At 36.9% G+C, this 21,558-nt stretch carries 15 protein-coding genes; 3 read left to right on the top strand and 12 right to left on the bottom strand.

Annotated features, from left to right (window positions below; genetic code table 11):
- Window position 1: 1 nt before the first annotated feature.
- Genes IGJ66_RS05205 through ftcD form a run of 3 tightly spaced genes read right to left on the bottom strand, consistent with a single transcriptional unit; the run spans window position 2 to window position 3,234 of the window.
- The gene (locus IGJ66_RS05205) at window positions 2-1,678 is read right to left on the bottom strand and encodes a formate--tetrahydrofolate ligase (RefSeq protein ID WP_067484344.1); all 1,677 of its coding nucleotides are present in this window, start codon (window positions 1,676-1,678) and stop codon (window positions 2-4) included.
- Between the two features lie 18 nt (window positions 1,679-1,696).
- Window positions 1,697-2,323, bottom strand: a complete 627-nt coding sequence (locus IGJ66_RS05200) for a cyclodeaminase/cyclohydrolase family protein (RefSeq protein ID WP_067484342.1) — start codon at window positions 2,321-2,323, stop codon at window positions 1,697-1,699.
- Between the two features lie 11 nt (window positions 2,324-2,334).
- Complete coding sequence (ftcD, locus tag IGJ66_RS05195; protein ID WP_430616919.1) at window positions 2,335-3,234, bottom strand: glutamate formimidoyltransferase; 900 nt, start codon at window positions 3,232-3,234, stop codon at window positions 2,335-2,337.
- Between the two features lie 688 nt (window positions 3,235-3,922).
- On the opposite strand from ftcD, the gene glmL reads away from it, so the two are divergent.
- Window positions 3,923-5,302, top strand: a complete 1,380-nt coding sequence (gene glmL, locus IGJ66_RS05190; RefSeq protein ID WP_430616918.1) for a methylaspartate mutase accessory protein GlmL — start codon at window positions 3,923-3,925, stop codon at window positions 5,300-5,302.
- A 113-nt stretch (window positions 5,303-5,415) separates the two neighbouring features.
- Here glmL and IGJ66_RS05185 read toward each other — a convergent pair whose 3' ends face one another.
- Both IGJ66_RS05185 and hutI read right to left on the bottom strand, forming a co-directional pair.
- Window positions 5,416-8,457 (bottom strand): AAA family ATPase, encoded by a 3,042-nt coding sequence (locus IGJ66_RS05185; RefSeq protein ID WP_075491022.1) that lies wholly within the window; start codon window positions 8,455-8,457, stop codon window positions 5,416-5,418.
- A gap of 186 nt (window positions 8,458-8,643) precedes the next feature.
- Complete coding sequence (gene hutI, locus IGJ66_RS05180) at window positions 8,644-9,909, bottom strand: imidazolonepropionase (protein WP_071868492.1); 1,266 nt, start codon at window positions 9,907-9,909, stop codon at window positions 8,644-8,646.
- Between the two features lie 209 nt (window positions 9,910-10,118).
- On the opposite strand from hutI, the gene IGJ66_RS05175 reads away from it, so the two are divergent.
- Window positions 10,119-12,143 carry a urocanate hydratase gene (locus tag IGJ66_RS05175; RefSeq protein WP_271027000.1) on the top strand — a complete coding sequence of 675 codons (2,025 nt, stop codon included), beginning with the start codon at window positions 10,119-10,121 and terminating at the stop codon, window positions 12,141-12,143.
- A gap of 210 nt (window positions 12,144-12,353) precedes the next feature.
- Here IGJ66_RS05175 and yihA read toward each other — a convergent pair whose 3' ends face one another.
- The 7 genes from yihA to IGJ66_RS05140 all read right to left on the bottom strand — a co-directional run bounded on the left by yihA (window position 12,354) and on the right by IGJ66_RS05140 (window position 19,165).
- Window positions 12,354-12,947: a ribosome biogenesis GTP-binding protein YihA/YsxC gene (yihA, locus tag IGJ66_RS05170; RefSeq protein WP_430616917.1), complete on the bottom strand. Its 594-nt coding sequence runs from the start codon at window positions 12,945-12,947 to the stop codon at window positions 12,354-12,356.
- A 64-nt stretch (window positions 12,948-13,011) separates the two neighbouring features.
- Window positions 13,012-14,262 carry an ATP-dependent Clp protease ATP-binding subunit ClpX gene (clpX, locus tag IGJ66_RS05165; protein ID WP_067484321.1) on the bottom strand — a complete coding sequence of 417 codons (1,251 nt, stop codon included), beginning with the start codon at window positions 14,260-14,262 and terminating at the stop codon, window positions 13,012-13,014.
- A gap of 235 nt (window positions 14,263-14,497) precedes the next feature.
- Complete coding sequence (gene tig / locus IGJ66_RS05160) at window positions 14,498-15,784, bottom strand: trigger factor (protein WP_067484318.1); 1,287 nt, start codon at window positions 15,782-15,784, stop codon at window positions 14,498-14,500.
- A 163-nt stretch (window positions 15,785-15,947) separates the two neighbouring features.
- On the bottom strand, window positions 15,948-16,883 hold the full coding sequence (locus tag IGJ66_RS05155; protein WP_067484316.1) for a hypothetical protein: 936 nt from the start codon (window positions 16,881-16,883) through the stop codon (window positions 15,948-15,950).
- A gap of 257 nt (window positions 16,884-17,140) precedes the next feature.
- Complete coding sequence (locus IGJ66_RS05150; RefSeq protein ID WP_368026868.1) at window positions 17,141-17,821, bottom strand: RDD family protein; 681 nt, start codon at window positions 17,819-17,821, stop codon at window positions 17,141-17,143.
- 1 nt (window position 17,822) lies between these two features.
- On the bottom strand, window positions 17,823-18,851 hold the full coding sequence (gene sppA, locus IGJ66_RS05145) for a signal peptide peptidase SppA (RefSeq protein ID WP_067484313.1): 1,029 nt from the start codon (window positions 18,849-18,851) through the stop codon (window positions 17,823-17,825).
- A gap of 23 nt (window positions 18,852-18,874) precedes the next feature.
- On the bottom strand, window positions 18,875-19,165 hold the full coding sequence (locus tag IGJ66_RS05140; RefSeq protein ID WP_270344569.1) for a hypothetical protein: 291 nt from the start codon (window positions 19,163-19,165) through the stop codon (window positions 18,875-18,877).
- 414 nt (window positions 19,166-19,579) lie between these two features.
- Between IGJ66_RS05140 and glmS the strand changes: the two genes are divergently transcribed.
- Window positions 19,580-21,388 carry a glutamine--fructose-6-phosphate transaminase (isomerizing) gene (gene glmS, locus IGJ66_RS05135; RefSeq protein ID WP_430616916.1) on the top strand — a complete coding sequence of 603 codons (1,809 nt, stop codon included), beginning with the start codon at window positions 19,580-19,582 and terminating at the stop codon, window positions 21,386-21,388.
- Window positions 21,389-21,558 lie beyond the last annotated feature (170 nt).

Genomic DNA, 21,558 nt, shown 5'->3' with positions numbered 1-21,558 from the left:
CTTAGAATAGTCCAGAGATATTTCCTTCAGCATCTACGTCAATTCGTTCTGCTGCTGGTGATTTCGGTAGACCTGGCATTGTCATTACCGCACCTGTTAAAGCCACAATAAATCCTGCGCCAGCAGACACTTTTAGATTGCGAATAGTTACCGTGAAATCTTTAGGTGCTCCCAGCAGAGTCGCATCATCTGAGAAAGAATACTGCGTTTTTGCCATACAAATAGGATACTCAGTAAATCCAAGTTTTTCTAATTCCGCAAGTTCTTTTCGAGCGCTTGGTGCAAGTTCTATCCCTTTTCCACCATACACTCGTTGAACGATTTTCGTTAATTTTTCTTCTATTGAATCTGATAGATCATAAACATGACTAAAACTATTGGGTTTTTCTGCTAGTTCTATTACTTTATTTGCAAGATCAATGCCGCCTTCGCTACCTTTCGCCCAGACATCTGATAGTGTTACTTCAACGTTTCGTTCTTCGCAAGCTTTTTCGACAGCAGCTAACTCAGCATCCGTATCGGTAGGAAATTTATTGATTGCAACTACAACAGGCATACCATATACTTCTTGAATATTACTCAAATGTTTTTCCAGATTAGGAAGGCCTTTAAGAACGGCTTCTACGCTTTCTGTTCCTAAATCAGCTTTTTTCATTCCTCCATGCATTTTTAATGCACGAATCGTCGCAACTAAGACAACTGCGTCTGGTTTTAATTCGGCTAACCGACACTTGATATCAATAAATTTTTCTGCGCCTAAGTCTGCTCCAAATCCAGCCTCTGTTACTGCATAATCGGCATATTGCAATGCAAGCTTTGTAGCGAGAACACTGTTACAACCATGGGCAATATTCGCAAATGGTCCCCCATGAATAAATGCAGGTGAATGTTCAAGTGTTTGTACAATGTTTGGTTGGATTGCTTCTTTTAAAAGAGCAGTCATTGCCCCTTCTGCTTTTAAATCTCCTGCTGTGATAGGAGTTCCTTCAAAGCTATATGCAACAATGATTTTTTTTAGTTTTTCTTTTAAATCAGTAATGTTATTTGCTAAACATAGAACCGCCATAATTTCAGAGGCAACTGTAATATCGTAGCCATCTTCACGGGGAACACCATTAATTCTTCCCTGTAGACCATTCACAATATGACGTAGTTGTCGATCATTCATATCTACAACACGCTTCCAAGTAATTCTTCGGCTATCAATCCCTAATGCGTTACCTTGATGGATATGGTTATCTAGCAAAGCTGCCAGTAAATTATTAGCCGCACCAATTGCATGGAAATCGCCAGTAAAATGCAAGTTGATGTCTTCCATTGGCACTACTTGCGCATAGCCTCCCCCTGCTGCTCCACCTTTCACACCAAATACTGGTCCTAAAGAGGGCTCGCGTAACGCAATGGCTGCCTTCTTTCCAATTTTTGTTAGAGCATCAACTAACCCAACGGAAGTAGTTGTTTTTCCTTCACCAGCTGGCGTCGGTGTGATTGCTGTTACAAGAATTAGTTTCCCTCGTTTCGCTTTGTCTAAATTTTCTAGCTTGCTAACATTGATTTTTGCTTTGTAATCGCCATACAATGCGAGGCTTTCTTTAGGAATTCCAAGTTTTTCAGCAATGTCCGTAATTGGATTCATCTCAACTTGATTTGCAATTTCGATATCTGATAAGTTTGTCATTTTTCTCTTCCTTCCTAGCTAGACAATTTTTTCGATGGCAGTATAGATTTCATCTGCCAGACTCATTCCTTCACTTAACAATGCATTTCCTTTTTCTTTGTATCGAGTAACAAATGCTTCGTCTTTTACTCCTGAAAGATTGATTAAGACGTTTAACCAAGCCCCTTGCAATGCAGATTTCAAATTTAATGCTGCTACACCTAAGTCACTTGCTGCGTTTGTATTGGATTTTCCAATCAATTCTCTGGTGACTTTTAATGCTTCCACCGCAATTTCCATCATTTTGAAAGGCGTTTGTGTTGCACCTTCTAAAGCACGTTGCATCGTTTGCTTGCGTAGTTCTTTTTCTTCTTCTGTGTCTTTTGGCATCGTAAATACTGCCGACACTTTATTAAATGCCTCTGTATCTTCATCAATGGCGCGTACGAACGCAGATTGTAAACGAGTCGCTTCTTGTTGCGCTGCACTCATTTCTTCTGCAAATTCTGCATATTTCTTTTTTCCAATGGTTAATTCTGTCACCATTTTTGTTAGTGAAATACCCATTGCACCTGCAAGCGCTGATGCTGATCCACCTCCAGGAGCTGGTGCATCAGATCCTAAGACCGTTACAAATTCTTTTACTTTTTGATCAATTAATTTCATGCTCAGTCCTCCTAGTTTAGTAGATGATTTTCCAATACTTGTTTTTTATAATCAAATTCTTCAATTTGCAAATAGTATTCTGCGCAATCAATGAGTGCTTTTGCAGGAGTCAACCCAATAACTTCACTGCCAATAATATTGACGCCATATCTTTTTGCTTCAAAGCGAATCGTTTCAAATGCTCGATATAATGGCGTACCTTCATAATTCACCATATTCATGGAAACTTGCGCAATATTTCGGTCTTCCAACATCACACCAATTCCCTTACAATATTTAAATCCCCCGCCAGATCCACGAACAATCTTTGCAATTCTATTTGCGATAGCAATGTTATCGGTATCAAGATTTACATTAAATGCAACTAGTGGCATGCGTGCCCCTACAGCAGTAACTCCAGCAGTTGGATGTGGTTTTCGTTCACCAAAGTCAGGTGCCCACTCTTCTTCTAATAATTTCTCGGCCATTCCTTCGAATTGTCCTTTTCTTACTTTTGCTAAGTTTGTACGAGTAGGTGTACTTGCCGATTCTTCATACAAGAAGATTGGAATGTTCAACTCATCATTAATTCTTTTAGCTACTTTTTTTGAAATCTCAACACATTCTTCAGTTGTCACATCTTTAATTGGGACAAAAGGAACAACATCCGTTGCACCCATACGAGGATGCTCACCATGATGTTTGGTCATGTCAATGTTTTGACTCGCATACTTAACTAATTGAAAGGCAACTTCTTGAATCCCTTCTTCATCACCAACTAGGGTAAACACACTGCGATTATGACTTGCGTCCGATGAATAGTCCAAAAGAGTAACACCGTTGACACTTTTTGCAGTATTCACTAAGCCTTCAATTACTTTTTCGTCGCGACCTTCACTAAAATTTGGGATACACTCAATTAATTTTGCCATTTAAAACATCCTTTCTTTTTTCACTTTCGTCTTTTAACTTTCTTTTAATTACCAAAGTATAGACTTCCGTTTGCGCAGGTCATCACTCCCGCACAAAATAAAAACACGCAGTTTCTCATCACAGTTCTTGTTCTAAAAAATCAAGATTGCTACGTTAACAAGATCCATATTTTGTTAACGCTTTCATTTACGAATTTACCTTATCATGCTTATATGGGTTGGTCAACACGTATAAATAGCGTGATATCAGTCTTTTCTCATCATTCAACGACCATTTCATCCAAACTAATTCCGTTTCAAAAGATTCACTTATTTTTTTGAGGCAAATTATTTGACATTTTTTTGACTACTTTTTTTTACACTCAGAGTATTATTAGTGATTAAAAAGTAACTGACGCCCAACTGAAAAACTATTCATTCTCTAGATAATTTTGATAACATAGACAGTCTTTTTTTGTAAGGATAGAAAGTAACTGTTAAAACGAATGAAAATCATCTTAATTAAATAAATAGGAAGAAACAAACAGAAAATCTTCTTCTTTTTTAGATCGATATAAAATTTAATCAGTACATAGATTTTAGAACCATTTCCGATACTTTTGACGTTTAATTGATTCTAAAATGAGGAAAGTAAAACATAAATTAATTTTTTCTCATTAAATATTTTTCTAAATAGGAGGTTCAAAAGATGAATAAGTTCATTTTACTCGTGGATTTCGGAAGTACTTATACAAAGTTTACTGCAATAAACGTAACAACCATACAGGTAGTTGCTCATCTTAGCCTACCTACCTCTCATGAGCAAGGGATTATGACATGTTATCAAACAGGTGAAACCAGTTTGTTGCATCAACTTGGTTTGCCAATGTTTGATGATGTCTTTATTTGCTCCTCTGCGTGGGGTGGTTTTCGGATGATTGCTATTGGTTTAACTGAAAGTCTCACAGCAGAGGCAGCAAAACGTGCAGCACTTGGCGCTGGAACAAGAGTAGTCAAAACCTATCATTATAGACTGACAAAAGAGCAAGTAGAAGAGATGAATCAGCTAAATGCGGACATCATCCTTTTGTCAGGAGGAACAAATGGAGGAAATCAACAAATCATCTGTCATAATGCCAAAATGCTCCATCGCTATTTATCTTCAGGAACCATTTTAGTTGCAGGAAATGAAGCAGCAATTTCTGAAATTCGTTCGCTTTTAACTAATACGCATCTAACCATTTACTACACAAAAAATGTTATGCCTAAAGTAAATGTACTACAGGCAGAGCCTGTAAGAAAAATTGCAAGAGAGATTTTCTTAAAAAAAATCATTCACACAAACGGTATTGATTTAGTTGCAAAAAAAAGTCTGTTGCCCATTATTCCAACACCTACATCTGTTTTACTGGCTATCCAGTTATTAGCTGACGGTCTTCCAACTATAGAAGGAATTGGCCACACTTTAGTAGTCGACGTTGGTGGAGCAACTACAGATGTATTTAGTGTGGGAAATCCAGCAATTACAGATGATCAAACATTTTTTGAAGGTTTAGAAGAACCTTACTCAAAAAGAACTGTTGAAGGCGATCTAGGTATGCGTTATTCTTCAGAAAGTCTGATTGAAGCAGTTGGCTTTGAAGACTTCCAACGATTATTTTGCGGAGATAAACAAGCACTATACAGAAGTATTCAAAAAAGAATCGTCCAACCAACTTATCTTCCTGATACAAAGCAAGAGCAACAACTGGATGTACTATTGGCATCCAATGCTGTTGCTCTTTCAGTGAATCGACATGTTGGTACTCTGCGTGCCAGTCAAACACCTAACAGAACTATTTTCTATCAAAACGGAAAGGACTTACGAAATTTCCCAAATGTCATCGGAACTGGTGGCGTTCTAGTCCATCATCCACAACCTAAGCAGATTTTAAAGCACGCTTGTATCTCTGATAGGATTCATTTAAAGCCAATATCACCTAAGTTTTTTATTGATACACATTATTTATTTTCCGCACTTGGACTACTTTCTCAAAAATATCCAAAAGAAGCACTTCTCCTGTTAAAAAAGATGATAGTTCCATGCTAAAAATGACATTGAATAAAGAAAAAAGCCAAGGAGTACCTCTGCGTTCCTCGGCTCTTTTTTGTTTGGGCTTAACTTAGCATTCGTACAGGAAGTGCTGCCCTCTTCATTTTTGATTAGGACGATATCTTATCAAAAACAACTTCTCGTAAATAATGTAACTCATATTGATCTCGATAAGGACTAAGGTTTTCGACTGCTTTTTCGTAATAATACGTTTCTTCTCTCTCAAGTAACTTACTTAGATTCGGCTCCACCATCACCTGTGTATTTAACAAATGCTTGACGATTGCTTGATAAAAATATAAAATGCCCAAGTCTCTCGGATTCGTCATTTGTGTTTGAATTTCATTAAATCGTAGGAGAGCTTCAAAAACTGCATGATACTCACCTTCTAACAAATCAATTAGTGCAAGATAGACACTGAGTTGTGTCCTTTTCCAAGGAGAAGTCAGATTGACATACATTTCATTTGATCGTTGCAAATAGAGTCTGGCCTCTTTATAGTCTTGTGCAGCAAAAGCTGAAATACCCATATCTACATAAAAAATGACCAAACTGGTAACTAGGTTTGTTTCCTCACACAAAACAATGGCTTTTTTCTGATAAGAAATAGCCTGCTGGTAATTTTTCCGCAAACGTTCAATTTCTGCTAGATAATCATAGGACGCAGCGATATTGCTCGCATATTTTTCTCTGACTTCATCAGAAATAGTAAAAATTGTAATGGATTCATGAAACAATCGTTCAGCCACTTCTAGTTCACCCACCATTAAGTTATATAAACCTTTTAAACGCAATAAAATCCCGATTGATTCATGATCATTTGTCCTGATGGAAATAGACATTGCTAATTCTATATATTGTGCCATCTCACTTGCATTATCTGTCTGGATAAAATAATAGATCATTTGTCGATAAGCTTTCACCAGATAGCAATCATTGTGATATTCCCTTGCTTTTACAATCACCCGCTGAATGTTTTCTATTCCCCGAATATAATTCCCACGATTAATAAAGTAACGCCCCTCAAGATATAAATATTTCATTAACAATAGTTGATAGTCCTCTTGCTCACCATATAACTCTTCATTCTTTTTAAGTTGCTCACCAATTTGCTCAAATTTTTCAAATTCTTTTTGCCATTCGATTGGCTGAAGTTCAATCGCTATTTCGCTTCGTTCATTATAGATAGGAAAAAGTTCATGTTGAAACTTCAAAGACAACTCCAATTTCGATAATTCATAATCAAGAGATTTCAATTCTTGATTGGCATACTTATAATGATACGCAATCAATGCTAATAGCTCGTTGTCATTCGTCAACTTCCATTGTTGTTCAAATAAGGAAGCAATTTGTTCGTGAATGACACGAAGCTTTGTTGTTGATTGTTTTGAGTAAATATATTCTTGTAATTTTTTTTGCTTGAAACAAACACTGATTTTTCCAGAAAATACTCGTTCAATCAATAAATTTCGCTGTTGTAAATTTTCAATCGCCTGCGCAAGTTGCTCATGATTGGTTCGTAAAATAGTCGCTAGCATCGATAGCTCCGCTAACTCTCGAAAATAGGAAACAATTTCTAACACCTCTTCATCAAATGTTGAAAGCTGTGTCAGTGAAAATTCAAGTTCTTCTTGAATTTTTGGCGTAATATACGAAATTTTTGTCCCTATTCTAAGCTGTCGAACGTATTCCATTAAAAAAAGTGGATTTCCTTCTGATTCATTGTAGAGCCTGTCATAAAAATCATAACTAAATTTTTGATCTGGTATTTGCTTTTCAACAAAGGCTTTGACTGCTTCTCTAGGGAAAGGCTCTAATAAAATTTGTGTGAGTTTATCATAATGACTAACAGCATTGATAAAATCAGTAATTCGTTTGTGATGATCTGTCCGCAAGGTTAGAAGAAACATACAATCTTCATTGTGTAGTAACACACTTGTTAATAGTTGCAGACTTCGCTCGTCTATCCACTGTAAATTTTCTATTAAAAAGACCACAGAATGAAGCTTGGCAATTTTTTTAAGGATAACAAGCAAAAACTGAGAGAGGTAATTAATATCTGAATCATCCACTGATTCTTCAAATTTTGCACTCTGGTTGTCGATAAAACTAGGAAAAAATCGATAGCACATAGCACGCCAGGTTTCTTCTTTTACTATTTTTTCATCTAGTACAATTTGATCAATCTGATTGATAATCTCCCGCCACACTCTTAATGTAAAACTCTGTTCTGCTTGATAACAAGTCACCTTAATCAAGATTTTTGGTGCCGTATTGCTCAAAACAAGCTGACACAAAGCCGTCTTTCCAATACCATCATCTCCTTGAACAATGATTGATTGAAATGGCTGCTTATGAAAAAAACAGTCAAGGTTTGCTTCCAGCACTTCCACTTCCGCTGTTCTACCAAAAAAACGGTAATTTTTGACTTTTTTCTGTTCTTTTTTTCTTTTAACAATGGCTAACGTTTTTTCATAGATTGCTCGTGTTTCTTCACTTGGTTTAATTCCTAATTCTTCATCCAATATACTGGAAAGGTCATAATAAGTCTCAATAACTTTTCCATTTCTGTGACTATCCTGATAAAATTTCATCAACATTTGATAATTTCGCTCATCATACTCATCAATTGCAATTAATCGTCGAATGTTTTTCTCTACATCGATCAACTGGTTATTTTCAATATCTGTGGCGACTTTTTGATAGCAACTTTGAATGAATTTTTGTTCAAAATAATTGCGCATTTTTGTCACCCATAAATCAAATTCATCTGAATCTTTTAAGAAAAAACCTTTTAAAAACTCATCATGATATTCATCTAAGTGATTTACTGGATCTTGTAAAAAACGATCGACATCACTTGGTTGTACCAAAGCATCATTCAATTGCAGAATTGCTTTATTTGGAGAAACAATAAACTCCTCTTCTAATTCTTTGTTCGCCTGATAGATTGTGTTTCGAAGATTTTTTTTTGCACTTTTTTCTGATTTATTAGACCACAAAACTCCCGCAATTTCATCCCTACTAACTGAACCATTAAGGGCTAAATAATAAATAAGTGCGTTGATTTTTGAAAATGCAAAAAAGACGGGTTCATCATTTAAATAAATTTTAGGATTACCAAATAATTCACAACGTAATCGCTTCCCCATGTATTCACCTTCTCTCTTTTATTCTATGACTCGTTCTCAAAAACATAGACAAAAAATGTACATTGATTTTTTGCTATTATTTTACTTTCTCGTTCAAATAAAGAGATTACATAAAACACGAAAGGAATTTCACCTAAGATTACAGGTGCCTCCTTTCGTATACAAATCAGCTTAGTATGAAATTAATCAGACTCTTTGGCGTTCGTTGACCACTAACTCCCCATTTTTATATACTTGACTAACCAGATTAGTTGCAAAGAAGTACATTGGAAAATCAATGTTTGGCGCATCAAACACCGCGATATCTGCCTGTTTTCCTGTATCAAAGCTACCAATTTTTTCATTTCTGCAAACGGAGTATGCCGCATTAATCGTGACAGCATTGAATACTTGAATCGGTGTTAGTTTTAACTGAAAACAGCCTAATTGCATAATGAATTGTAAGTTTGCGGTTGGACAGCTTCCTGGATTACTATCAGTTGTTAATGTAATTGCCATGCCGCGTTCAATCATCTTTTTAGCGGGCGCATAAGTATCCTCCATCAGGCTAAAGGTCGTTCCAGGTAACAGATTTCCAATTACCTGTGCTTCGCTCAAACGATCGATGTCTTCATCTGTAATGACCATTAAATGTTCTGCGCTTACCGTATGCAAATCTGCAGCTACTTTAGAACCTCCAATTGATGCAATCTCATCAGCATGTATTCTTAGCTTAAAGCCCATCTTCTTGGCAGCACTAAGTAAACGATAAGATTGTTCCGCTGTAAACACATTTTTTTCGCAAAAGATATCACAAAACTCAGCCAGTGATTCTTCTTTGACTTTCGGTAACATTTCTTCGATCAGTAAATCGATGAATTCATCTGCTTGCCCTTTAAACTCAGGTGGAATAGCGTGTGCACCCATAAACGTTGAAACCAGGTCAATATCATGGTCAGTTTCTAATTCTTTTACCACGTTTAATTGACGTTTTTCAGTTTCCCAATCTAACCCATATCCACTCTTTGCTTCTACCGTCGTGACCCCATGAATAATCATTTCATCTAATAGACGAGTAGACTTTTGATATAATTCATCGAACGAAGCTGCTCGCGTTGAATTTACTGTGCTAAGAATCCCCCCACCTGCTGCAAGTATGTCAAGGTAAGGGACACCATTTAGTTTTTTTGAAAATTCGTTTTCTCTACTTCCACCATAAACTAAGTGAGTGTGACAATCAATTAGCCCTGGCGTAGCTAGTTTCTTATAGCAGTCAATGACTTCGGTCTCTTTTCCCATTAATTCTTCACGAGGACTCCCTGCTTTCACTTCGAGTATTTTCCCGTCCTTAATCGCTATATATCCGTCTTCAATAATCGTTGCCTCACTCATTTCTGCTCCTCGTAAAGGATGACCTTTATCAATCGGACAAAAAATTTGGCTAAAATTAATTAGAAGTTTATCTGCTTTCATTTCTATTCACTCCTTTTTTTCTTGCACCTTATATTTTATTAAATACTGTCAAATTTATGTCAAAACATTGAAAGCGCTTAACTATATTATATAATAGAAATTAAGTAAAGAGATAGACTGTTTATTGACTTTCTTATTTATACTAAAGATGCAGTCATCAAATCACAGTTTCTCTAAATTTCAAGTATTTTGTTAGGGAGGAAAAATAAATGGTAGAGTTAACAGAAGTTGAAGCATCAATGACCATCAAGTTAGATGATGTCTTACCAGAAAAAACAGTCTTTCAGGAAGGAATTCGTCGTGCGCCAGATCGTGGTTTTCGCTTAAGTAAAGATCAGACGATTCTTGCTTTAAAAAATGCATTACGTTATGTTCATCCTAAATATCATGATATTGTGATTCCCGAGTTTCTAGAAGAATTACGAACTCGTGGAAGAATCTATGGTTATCGGTGGTATCCAAAAGAAAGAATCTATGGAAAACCAATTGAAGAGTACAAAGGAAACTGCATTGCAGCAAAAGCAATGCAAGTAATGATTGATAACAACCTTGATTTTGAAGTTGCACTCTATCCTTATGAATTAGTTACTTATGGTGAAACAGGCCAAGTATGTTCAAACTGGATGCAGTATCAGCTAATCAAAAAATACTTAGAAGTTCTGACAGATGAACAAACGCTAGTCTTAGAATCAGGACATCCTCTTGGATTATTCAAATCAAAAAAAGATGCACCTCGTGTAATCATTACCAACGGTCTTTTGGTTGGAGAATATGATAACATCGATGATTGGGAAATTGCTGAAGAAATGGGTGTGACAAATTACGGACAAATGACTGCTGGCGGTTGGATGTACATTGGACCTCAAGGGATTGTTCATGGAACCTTTAATACACTTTTGAATGCTGGTCGATTAAAATTAGGCATTCCAGATAATGGAGATTTAGCTGGAAAATTATTTATTTCTTCTGGATTGGGTGGCATGAGTGGCGCACAAGGAAAAGCCGGAGAAATTGCCAATGCTGTTGCCATTATTGCTGAAGTAGATCGGTCTCGAATCGACACACGCTTAGAACAAGGTTGGATCAGTAATTTAGCTGAGACACCAGAACAAGCGATGCGTATTGCAAAAGAATACCTGGACAAAAAAGAGAAAACCTCTATTGCTTATCATGGAAATATTGTTGATTTACTTGAATACATTGATAAAGAAAATATTACTATCCATTTATTATCAGACCAGACTTCTTGTCATAACGTGTATGAAGGTGGCTATTGCCCTGCCGGAATTTCATTTGAAGAACGAACAGAATTATTAGGTTCAGATAAAGCACGATTCCATCAGCTTGTCGATGAAACACTTGCCCGTCATTATAATGTAATCAAATCTTTAGTAGCAAAAGGAACCTATTTCTTTGACTATGGAAATTCCTTTATGAAAGCTATTTACGACTCTGGCATTAAAGAAATCTCCAAAAATGGAATCGATGATAAAGACGGATTTATTTGGCCGTCTTACGTGGAGGATATCATGGGTCCTATGCTCTTTGACTATGGTTATGGTCCTTTCCGTTGGGTATGTTTAAGCGGAAACCATGAAGACTTGGTTGCTACAGATCAGGCAGCAATGGAAGTTATTGACCCAAATCGTCGCTACCAAGATCGTGATAACTACAACTGGATTCGTGATGCAGAAGAAAATCAATTAGTAGTAGGCACACAAGCGCGAATTCTCTATCAAGATTGTATGGGACGAGTAAATATCGCTTTAAAATTTAACGAAATGGTACGAGAGGGAAAAATAGGCCCAGTAATGCTTGGTCGGGACCATCATGATGTGTCGGGAACAGACTCCCCATTTAGAGAAACTTCAAATATCAAGGACGGCAGTAATATTTGTGCAGATATGGCAACTCAATGTTTTGCTGGGAATGCAGCACGAGGTATGACGCTGATTGCTTTGCATAACGGCGGCGGTGTAGGTATTGGAAAATCAATTAATGGCGGATTTGGTTTAGTTTTAGATGGGTCAAAAGAAACAGATGAAATCATCAAATCTGCGATTTCTTGGGACACAATGGGCGGAGTTGCACGCCGTAGCTGGGCAAGAAACGAGCATGCAATCGAAACCTCCATTGAATACAACAAGATGAATGCGGGTCAAGATCATATCACTATTCCTTACCTTTCCGAAGAAACAAAAGTAGCAAATGCAGTAGCCGAACTGTTTCGTTAAGTTCACTCTCTAATACTAAAAATAAACTCTATCAAAAAGGCATCTGGGAGAAAATTAAATTCCCAAATGCCTTTTTTGCTAAATTCAATTTAAAAAAAGACGATTGCAGTTGCTTTGCAATCGTCGGCTTATCTTTTTATCAATTATTTTTGGTGCAATTATGACACGAAGTAACCTGACTAATTCACTGATGTCACAGGTTTTTCTTTTTTATGCTTGATAGTCAATTGCATCTTCAATTGCTTTCCAAGCTTCATCTTTTCCTTTTTTCGTTACGGAAGAGAACAAAATAAATTGATCATTATGATCAAAATCCAGCGCCTTTTTGATTTCGCTCTCATGCTTGTTCCACTTTCCTCTTGGAATTTTGTCGGCTTTAGTTGCCACTACAATTACAGGAATATCATAATACTTTAGAAATTGATACATTTGAATATCTTCTTGTGATGGTTTATGTCGAACATCGACTAAGGACACAACTGCTCGCAATTGTTCACGTGTCGTTAAATAGGTCTCAATCATTTTTCCCCATTTCGCACGTTCCGTTTTCGAAACTTTCGCATAACCATATCCAGGTACATCAACAAAGTGTAACGCATTTTCAATCAAATAAAAATTTAACGTTTGGGTCTTCCCCGGCTTACCTGAAGTTCTAGCTAAGTTTTTTCGATCAATCAGTGTGTTGATAAATGAAGATTTTCCAACATTTGATCGTCCTGCTAGCGCAATTTCTGGTAATTGCGTTTCAGGATATTGTTTCGGAGCAACCGCGCTGATTATAATATCAGCTTGATGAACTTTCATAATTTCTCTCCTTTAAAAAAAGGCTGAGACATAGCTTGAAAGTTATGTCCCAACCTCTTTCGCATTATCCAGCTTTTTTCTCTGTATCTTTATAAATAATTGTCGGTTTGCCCGTCAATTCAGCTGCTTCTTTGGTGATAATCACTTTCTCGATGTTTTCGTCTGAAGGAATGTCAAACATTACATCCATCATGATTTCCTCAATGATTGAACGCAAGCCACGAGCACCAGTATTACGTTCAATTGCTTTGTTAGCAATTGCTTGTAGTGCTTCTGGTTCGAATTCTAGTTCAGTATCATCTAAAGAAAGAAGTTTTTGGTATTGTTTAACTAACGCATTCTTAGGTTCTGTCAAAATACGAACTAAATCAGACGTTGTTAATTTTTCTAACGCTGCCATTACAGGTAAACGGCCAATAAATTCTGGAATCAATCCAAATTTCAATAAATCTTCTGGAATGATGTGTTGCATCACACTTTCTTCATCAGAGATTTTTTGATTATTAGTACCAAAACCAATTGTTTTTTCGCCCATTCGGTTTTTTACAATCGTTTCGATTCCATCAAACGCACCGCCGACGATAAATAAGACATTCGTCGTGTCGATTTGGATAAATTCTTGATGCGGATGTTTACGTCCTCCTTGAGGTGGCACACTCGCAACTGTCCCTTCCAAAATTTTCAACAAGGCTTGTTGTACGCCTTCACCAGATACATCACGAGTAATCGAAACATTCTCGCTTTTACGCGCAATTTTATCAATTTCATCGATGTAAATGATTCCCTTTTCAGCACGTTCAACATTGTAATCAGCCGATTGTAATAGTTTTAATAAAATGTTTTCAACATCTTCTCCAACATAACCAGCTTCTGTTAAACTGGTTGCATCTGCGATAGCAAATGGCACATTCAATGTTTTAGCTAATGTTTGTGCAAGGAACGTTTTACCAGAACCCGTCGGACCAATTAAGCAAATATTACTTTTCTGTAGTTCTACATCTTCTGAAGTATCGCTTGCTTGTTGATTGACACGTTTATAGTGATTATAAACCGCAACTGCTAATGATCGTTTTGCGCGATCTTGCCCAATCACATAATCATTTAAGACATCAAGAATTTCTTGAGGTTTAGGTACTTCAGTGAATTCACGTACTGCTTCTTCATAAAATTCTTCGTCAATTATTTCTTTACATAGGTCGATACATTCATTACAGATGTAGACCCCAGGACCTGCTACGATTTTTTTTACTTCTTCTTGGGTCTTGCCGCAAAAAGAACAACGCACGGTCTCATTACCACTTGGATTATCATACATGGTCTTCACCCCTTAGCTTGCAAAAAATGCAAGAAACTATCAGCGACTTTGCAGTCTTCAATTATCATAACATAAAACAAAAAAAAGCAAAAGCACTGAAAATCAGCCTTTTTTGTAGCTTTTATTAAAAAAAGGAAAGCTGGGACATAATTTAAAAAACTAAATCAAGTCCCAGCCTTTCCAGTAAATTTTCACATTTTTGACCGATGGATCAAATCTGTTTCATCTTTAGTTATTACTTAGCTTCTGTTGCAGTTCCAGTAATCAAATCAATTGCTTTTTTCATTGTTACATCATGACTTAACATATCTTCAGTCAACACGCGTTTGATTTGTTCGATTGGCATATTGTAAGATTCAGCCAATTCGTTGATTTCTGCAGTGATTTCTTCTTCTGTTGCATCTAAGTTTTCAGCAGCAGCGATTGCTTCGATCACAAGGTTTGTTCTTGTACGCAAGTCAGCTTCGCCTTCAAATTGTTTATGCAAGTCTTCTTCTGTAGAACCAGTCAATTGGTAGTACATTTCAGGAGAGATTCCTTGACGTTGCATGTTGTTCAAGAATTCATCCATTGAACGGTGAACTTCGTCGTGAACCATTACGTGTGGTAATTCAACGATTTCAGCGTTATCAACAGCTAAACGAATAGCAGCTTCGTCTTTTGCGTCTTCAGCAGCTTTTTCTTTTGCTTCTGTTAATTCTTTACGAATTTTTTCTTTTAATTCTGCTAATGTTGACACTTCATCATCAACATCTTTTGCAAATTCATCGTCTAGTTCAGGAACTTCTTTTGATTTTACTTCGTGAACAGTTACTTTGAATGTTGCATCTTTACCAGCTAAGTCTTCTGCTTGGTATTCAGCAGGGAAAGTCACGTTTACATCTAAGCTGTCGCCTGATTTATGACCTACTAATTGTTCTTCGAATCCTGGGATAAATGAACCAGAACCTAATTCAAGTGAGTAGTTTTCACCTTTTCCACCTTCAAATGCTTCGTCACCAACGAATCCTTCGAAATCGATTACGACAGTGTCGCCGTCTTTTGCAGCTTCATCTTCTTGGATAACTAATTCTGCTTGTGCATCTTGTTCTTGTTTAAGACGTGCATCAACATCAGCATCCGTTACTTCACGGTCTTGTTTTTCAACAACTAAATCTTTGTATTGACCTAATTTAACTTCTGGTTTCACAGTTACTTCAGCAGTGATTGTCCAGTCTTGGCCTTTTTCCATGCTTTCAACGTCGATTTTTGGTTGAGATACTGGATCAATTCCAGCTTCTTTTACAGCAGCTTCATAAGCTTCTGGTAATACAGCGTTCAAGGCATCTTCATACAAAGCTTCTTCTCCGTACATACGGTTGAAGACTTGACGAGAAACTTTTCCTTTACGGAAACCAGGTACGTTTAAGTTTCCTTTAACTTTATTAAACGCAGCTGTTAGTCCTTTTTGGATTTCTGGTTGCGCAATCGTAAATGTTAAAACACCATCATTTGTGCCTTTTTTTTCAAATGTTGCAGTCATTTATTTCCCTCCGAGTTTTGAAATTCATTTTATACATCAAAAGCGTTTCATGCATACCATTAAATAGTACACTAACGCTTTAAAATTGTAAACATATTGAATAGTCTGAATCCCTGATTTTTACTAGTTTTTTTTCTTTTTTTTGACGATTTTTCATTCCTGTTCAAAGAAATTGTTGCATCAAATACAAGATTTTTTCTCGTTTGGCTAAAAACTTTTCTTCTTCCACTTCAGTGAAACCCATTTCTGTCGTTCCTTGATACACTTTAATCGTTTCCTCAAACCATTGCGTAGCTTCGCCAATATAAGTGTCAAAGATTGGGTACGTGATTGCCGCCTGCATCATGAATTCTTCCTTTAATCCCGCACTCAACAATGCGTCTTGATTTTCATAAGCTTGTGCTAACTTACTTAAACAGCGATAACTTTTTTGCTCGGCTGGTTTTGGTAACCCTTGTGGCACGACTTCAATCAGTTGCTCATCGATTGTTAAAAAAGCTACTGGTTTGCTTTCTCCAACTTGTACGAGAAGCTCTAAAAGTTTTGCACGCACAAATAAATGGATATCTGTACGAATCAATATTTTTTTCGTTGCTTGAATAAATTCATGATAGGGTAACTGCTCAAGTTCACTAATCAATGTTAATTGTTGCGTTGGCGACAGTTCAGCGATATTGGCTAATTTTTGATGCGTCTGACGTATTTTTTGCCTCGCTAATTGTCCTGAAAAATTTTCTGCTTGCTGGATTTTTTCAATCATTGCATGCTCAAAGTGCTCTGAAAAGTTAGTCGCTGCAATTAGTTTACGTGCATATAGCCAATCTTTTGCACCAATGAGTAAGTCAAAATAGAAAGTGGCAAATTCTTCTTGTTTCAGATATTCTGTTTCATGGATCACTGCTTGACTCAAAGCTTCTTGTTTTTCATCAAGCTCATACAAACAATAAACGAGTAAGCTGTTTGCTTCAAACGTTTGCTTTAATTCATACGCACGGGTAAATAATTCTTTTGCTTTTCCCAAATTCTGTTGCGCAAGCGCTTGTTGAGCGACACGCATTAAATTCTCATATTTTTCTGGAAAATCAACTGGTCCAACCATGTCACTCCTCCTAACCCTTTTCCATTTTAACAAAACAAAAAAAGCGTGACAATCAAAATCATAATCGGCATGAAAGAAAGAATTTTTGAAAAAAATTTTTTTGCTTTTTGGGCGGCTTTTGCTTAAATTTTCAAAAATATTGCTTTTATCTCACCGTTTAATCATAGCCACTAATCAAAAAAAGAGGCTGGAACATCTTTTTGTTCCAGCCTCGCTTCGTTCGTACGATTTTCAATCAAAATAACAAATTTTAGAAATTAAGCATTTATTTCTTGATTAAACGCTTTGATCAAATTAACTGTTACAACACTGGTATTTGAGAAGTAGTCACCCAAATGCTGTTTTTTCTGACTAAATATTGTTGGAATATAGCCAATAAACAATAAAGGAAACTTCAAAATAAATCGGCAAGCCGCTTCACGTACGAGAACAGTTGACCAACTCAATTCCATTTCATCAAAGCTGATGACCCGAATGCCGAAAATCATTTTTCCTAAGGTCTGACCATGATTTAATTTTGTCAATAAAACAAAGTAGCTTAAATAAATGACTAATCCTAACAAGCCATACACACTTAGGTAGGAATCATTGATTGACAACCACCCGAAATTACTTGCCACTCCAAGAGTTAAGCGTGTGATTGCACCAATACAGAGCAAATCAATTAAAAAGGCAAAGAAACGAATCCAAAATCCAGCGTAAAAATACGTTGGAAAGTCATTCAGTTCTTTCTTCTCTGTAGGAGTCTCTGTATATTGTTGCCATTCAGCTTGTTTTTCTTTGATTTGTTCTTCTGTCAATTCTTCTTTACGAAAAGAGTTCAGTACCTTTTGAGAAAATCCTTTATCTGGTCCAACAGCTGGTTGTGGATTTATTTTTGATTCATTTGCTGTAGCTGGTTGTTCATTTGTCGGTTGTTTTTCCGGAGTTTCTGCCATCTTATTCACCTCCGTAGTAATACATCGCTTTAGGAGATTCTGCCGTACCAAGGTTTTCTAAAACGGATAAAATTTGGCTTGTTTCAGAAGCCTTGATTCCTTGGAATTCTGCAAACTTCGAGCCAAACCAAGTATTCGCAAACCCAGTGCCAGAAGTGCTATATTCGATCAACTGTGCATTTTCTAGTTTCTGGTCTTTTCTCATTGCTGCTAGTGCTTCATCTGGAAATGCTAATTCGTCAACCAGACCATTTTCCTTCGCTTGCACGCCGTCATAAATTCGACCATCAGCGATTTTTTTCACTTCTGCTTCTGGCATGTCGCGTCCTTCGCTGACTACCGAAACAAATCGACCATAAGCACTATCAATGTAAGCTTGTAAGACAGCTTGATCCTCTGCTGTTTCCGGACGAGTGCTTGATCCCATATCTTTTAGCGCACCACTTTTGACTGTCGTGTCTTCTACACCAAGTTTTTCTAATAAACCTGAATAGTTTAAACCAGACATGATTACACCGATTGATCCAGTAATTGTTTCTTCTGTCGCATAAATTTTATCTGCATTAGCTGAAATATAGTACCCACCACTTGCGGCCATGCTTGTCATGCTAACATATAAAGGAATTTTGCGTTCGGTTTGGATTTTCTTTAGTTCTTTCGCAATTTCTGCACTTTCGTAAACGCCTCCTCCTGGAGAATTCACTTCTAAGAAAACGCCTTTAACCGTATCATCTTCTTCAATTTCTTTTAACTGTTTCATAAAACTGGCATGGTCGTAGCCTTCTGACGCGAAAATACCGGAAGAGCCACCACCTTGAATCGTTCCATCAACAGTTAATTTAACGATTTGCTCTGATTCATCACCCGGTTCAAGGACGTTTGCTGACAACTCATCTTCTCCATATAGTAATCGATTAAAACTATCTAACTGGATTTCATCACTTACAGGTCGTGTCATACCTGAAGCTACCATTGATACCACTAACAACCCTGTAGCAATTGCCACAGCAATCCATCTTTTTTTATTCATCTTTTTCTCCTTACTTTACAAGTTTAATATAGATTTTTAATTACGATTACTGTTTCTGTTGCTTCTTCTGCATTCATTTTTTCCGCTTTTTCTTCTAATGCGTAACCCGCAAATGCTTCATTCGTCAACTCATCATGAACAACAAACTTTTGTGCTTTTGCTACAGCTACCGCATCTGGCGCTAGCTCTTGGATACTGTCCCAACCAGTATCCAAGAAAATTTTTGTTTCATCTGTTACATCCGGCATCTCTTCTAGTGCCTTCAGTTGTTTTTTTAACTCACCCAACGTAAGAATTTCTATTTTGGCTTCCATCTTTTCCTCCTACAATTTAGACATTTATGATTGTTTCCATTGTACCGAACTACTGGAAAAGATGATAGTCAATTTTCGATAAAATTCTGGCAGTTCCTTCTCCAAAAATACATTTTAGATATATACCAATTTAACAAAAAAAGATTTTTATTGACAAATATGCCCAATAAAAGTTATTATTTTAAATGTTTCCAAAACTTTTTTGAAAAAGGAGAATAGTAGACCATTAAGGATAGCGCCAGATCTGGGTAACCAGATGACGAGGAAAGGGTTTATCGAAAGTTTCGGCGGGTGACCCTAGGGAGCTGCACTCTACAGAGTATGAAAAAAACGATTTGTGAGAATCGAACAAAAACATACTCATGCAGTTGGAAACATCAGACAAATTTATTGAAGAAAGTAGGATGTTTTTTTATGTGCGGAATTGTTGGAATGATTGGATTAGAAAATGTAACTCCTGGATTAGTAAACGGATTAGAAAAGTTAGAATATCGCGGCTATGACTCCGCCGGTATTTTTGTTGCAAATGACTCTGCTGATTATTTGATTAAGTCAAAAGGACGAATCCAAAATTTAAAGGATCGCTTAACGCCAGAAGTTGTTGGAACAATTGGCATTGGTCATACACGTTGGGCAACTCATGGAATACCTTCAGAGAAAAACGCCCATCCCCATACATCACAAAGTGGTCGTTTTGTTTTAGTTCACAATGGTGTGATCGAAAATTTTGAAGAACTAAAAGAAACTTATTTAGCTGACCATACATTGATTGGCGAAACAGATACAGAAATCATTGCACATTTAATTGAAGTATTTGCTAATAATGGATTGTCCACTAAAGAAGCCTTCTTAAAGACACTTCAGCTAACAAAAGGTTCTTATGCGTTTGGTTTAGTGGATCGCACAACTCCTGATGTCATCTATGTTGCCAAAAATAAAAGCCCTCTATTGATTGGGTTAGGCAACGGCTTTAACGTGATTGCCAGTGATGCAATGGCAATGCTAGCCCAAACGAAAACGTTTGTTGAAATCGAAGACCAAGAAATGGTTCTCATCACGGCAGATGACGTAACCATTCAAAATTTTCAAGGAGATGTCATCACTCGTGAGTCTTTTGAAGCACAAGTTGACGCTTCTGACATCGAAAAAGGAACCTATCCTTATTACATGCTCAAAGAAATTGATGAACAGCCAATCATCATGCGTAAAATTGCGCAAACTTATGTAACAGCTGAGAATCAGATTGCACTTGATCAAGAATTAGTAACAACACTCGCGGTCAGTGACCGCATTTATATCGTTGCTTGTGGTACCAGTTACCACGCAGGTCTTGCTGGAAAACAAGCTTTAGAAACATTGACAGGAATCCCGGTTGAAGTCCATTTAGCAAGTGAATTTGGTTACCATATGCCTTTGCTTTCTAAAAAACCATTTTTCATTTTTCTTAGTCAAAGTGGCGAGACCGCTGACAGTCGACAAGTATTAGTGAAAATCAATCAACTTGGGCTTCCTTCATTAACAATTACGAATGTAGCTGGATCTACGTTATCAAGAGAAGCTTCTTTCACTGTTTTATTACATGCTGGGCCAGAAATTGCTGTTGCTTCAACGAAAGCTTATACTGCTCAAATCGCTGTTTTAACATTATTAGCAAAAGCTGTCGGCGATCAAAACAAGAACATGCTTTCTTTGGATTTTGACGTAGCCCATGAACTAAGTTTAGCAGCAACTGCTATGGAAACGATCATCACTCAGAAAGAATATTTAGAACAACTAGCTACTGCCTACTTGAATGATACGCGAAACGCTTTTTATATTGGACGTGGCTCTGACTATTACGTTTCTCTTGAGGCAGCTTTGAAATTAAAAGAAATCAGCTACATCCAAGCAGAAGGTTTTGCTGCCGGAGAATTAAAACACGGAACGATTGCCTTAATCGAAGAAGGCACCCCAGTAATTGGGATTATTAGTGATCCTATCACTGGTGCTCACACTCGCGGAAATTTAAAAGAAGTTGAAAGCCGTGGTGCAAACACGTTAGTCATTTCAACAGAAGCGTTAGCAAAAGAAAATGATCAGTTGGTTTTACCAACCGTTCATCCGTTCTTCACGCCATTAACGACTGTTGTCCCTACTCAATTACTTGCTTACTATGCGACTTTGTTACGCGGGTTCGACGTTGACAAGCCACGTAACTTAGCAAAATCTGTAACCGTTGAATAAAATATTCTAATTCTAGTCTTCCCCAATCAATTCAAAAAAGAAGTAGCCGTGAGTTTTTCACGGCTACTTCTTTTTAATACACATGTACAAACCGAAAGACCATTTTGCGCATGGAATTTTATTTTTGGGCAGGAGTTTAGCAAGAAAAAGAGCCAAAGCAAAAATCCGCT

It is taken from the genome of Enterococcus sp. DIV0176 (assembly GCF_050528535.1).
Lineage (GTDB): Bacteria > Bacillota > Bacilli > Lactobacillales > Enterococcaceae > Enterococcus_B > Enterococcus_B thailandicus.
This window is presented reverse-complemented; position numbering and strand designations above follow the sequence as displayed.

Excerpts from the sequence above, each read along its gene's own strand:
- IGJ66_RS05155 (WP_067484316.1), bottom strand. The coding sequence starts at position 16,883 with ATGGTTGGACCAGTTGATTTTCCAGAAAAATATGAGAATTTAATGCGT.
- ftcD (WP_430616919.1), bottom strand. The coding sequence starts at position 3,234 with ATGGCAAAATTAATTGAGTGTATCCCAAATTTTAGTGAAGGTCGCGAC.
- IGJ66_RS05175 (WP_271027000.1), top strand. The coding sequence starts at position 10,119 with ATGGTAGAGTTAACAGAAGTTGAAGCATCAATGACCATCAAGTTAGAT.
- IGJ66_RS05205 (WP_067484344.1), bottom strand. The coding sequence starts at position 1,678 with ATGACAAACTTATCAGATATCGAAATTGCAAATCAAGTTGAGATGAAT.
- IGJ66_RS05185 (WP_075491022.1), bottom strand. The coding sequence starts at position 8,457 with ATGGGGAAGCGATTACGTTGTGAATTATTTGGTAATCCTAAAATTTAT.
- glmL (WP_430616918.1), top strand. The coding sequence starts at position 3,923 with ATGAATAAGTTCATTTTACTCGTGGATTTCGGAAGTACTTATACAAAG.
- clpX (WP_067484321.1), bottom strand. The coding sequence starts at position 14,262 with ATGTATGATAATCCAAGTGGTAATGAGACCGTGCGTTGTTCTTTTTGC.
- yihA (WP_430616917.1), bottom strand. The coding sequence starts at position 12,947 with ATGAAAGTTCATCAAGCTGATATTATAATCAGCGCGGTTGCTCCGAAA.
- glmS (WP_430616916.1), top strand. The coding sequence starts at position 19,580 with ATGTGCGGAATTGTTGGAATGATTGGATTAGAAAATGTAACTCCTGGA.
- IGJ66_RS05140 (WP_270344569.1), bottom strand. The coding sequence starts at position 19,165 with ATGGAAGCCAAAATAGAAATTCTTACGTTGGGTGAGTTAAAAAAACAA.
- sppA (WP_067484313.1), bottom strand. The coding sequence starts at position 18,851 with ATGAATAAAAAAAGATGGATTGCTGTGGCAATTGCTACAGGGTTGTTA.
- IGJ66_RS05150 (WP_368026868.1), bottom strand. The coding sequence starts at position 17,821 with ATGGCAGAAACTCCGGAAAAACAACCGACAAATGAACAACCAGCTACA.
- IGJ66_RS05200 (WP_067484342.1), bottom strand. The coding sequence starts at position 2,323 with ATGAAATTAATTGATCAAAAAGTAAAAGAATTTGTAACGGTCTTAGGA.
- tig (WP_067484318.1), bottom strand. The coding sequence starts at position 15,784 with ATGACTGCAACATTTGAAAAAAAAGGCACAAATGATGGTGTTTTAACA.
- hutI (WP_071868492.1), bottom strand. The coding sequence starts at position 9,909 with ATGAAAGCAGATAAACTTCTAATTAATTTTAGCCAAATTTTTTGTCCG.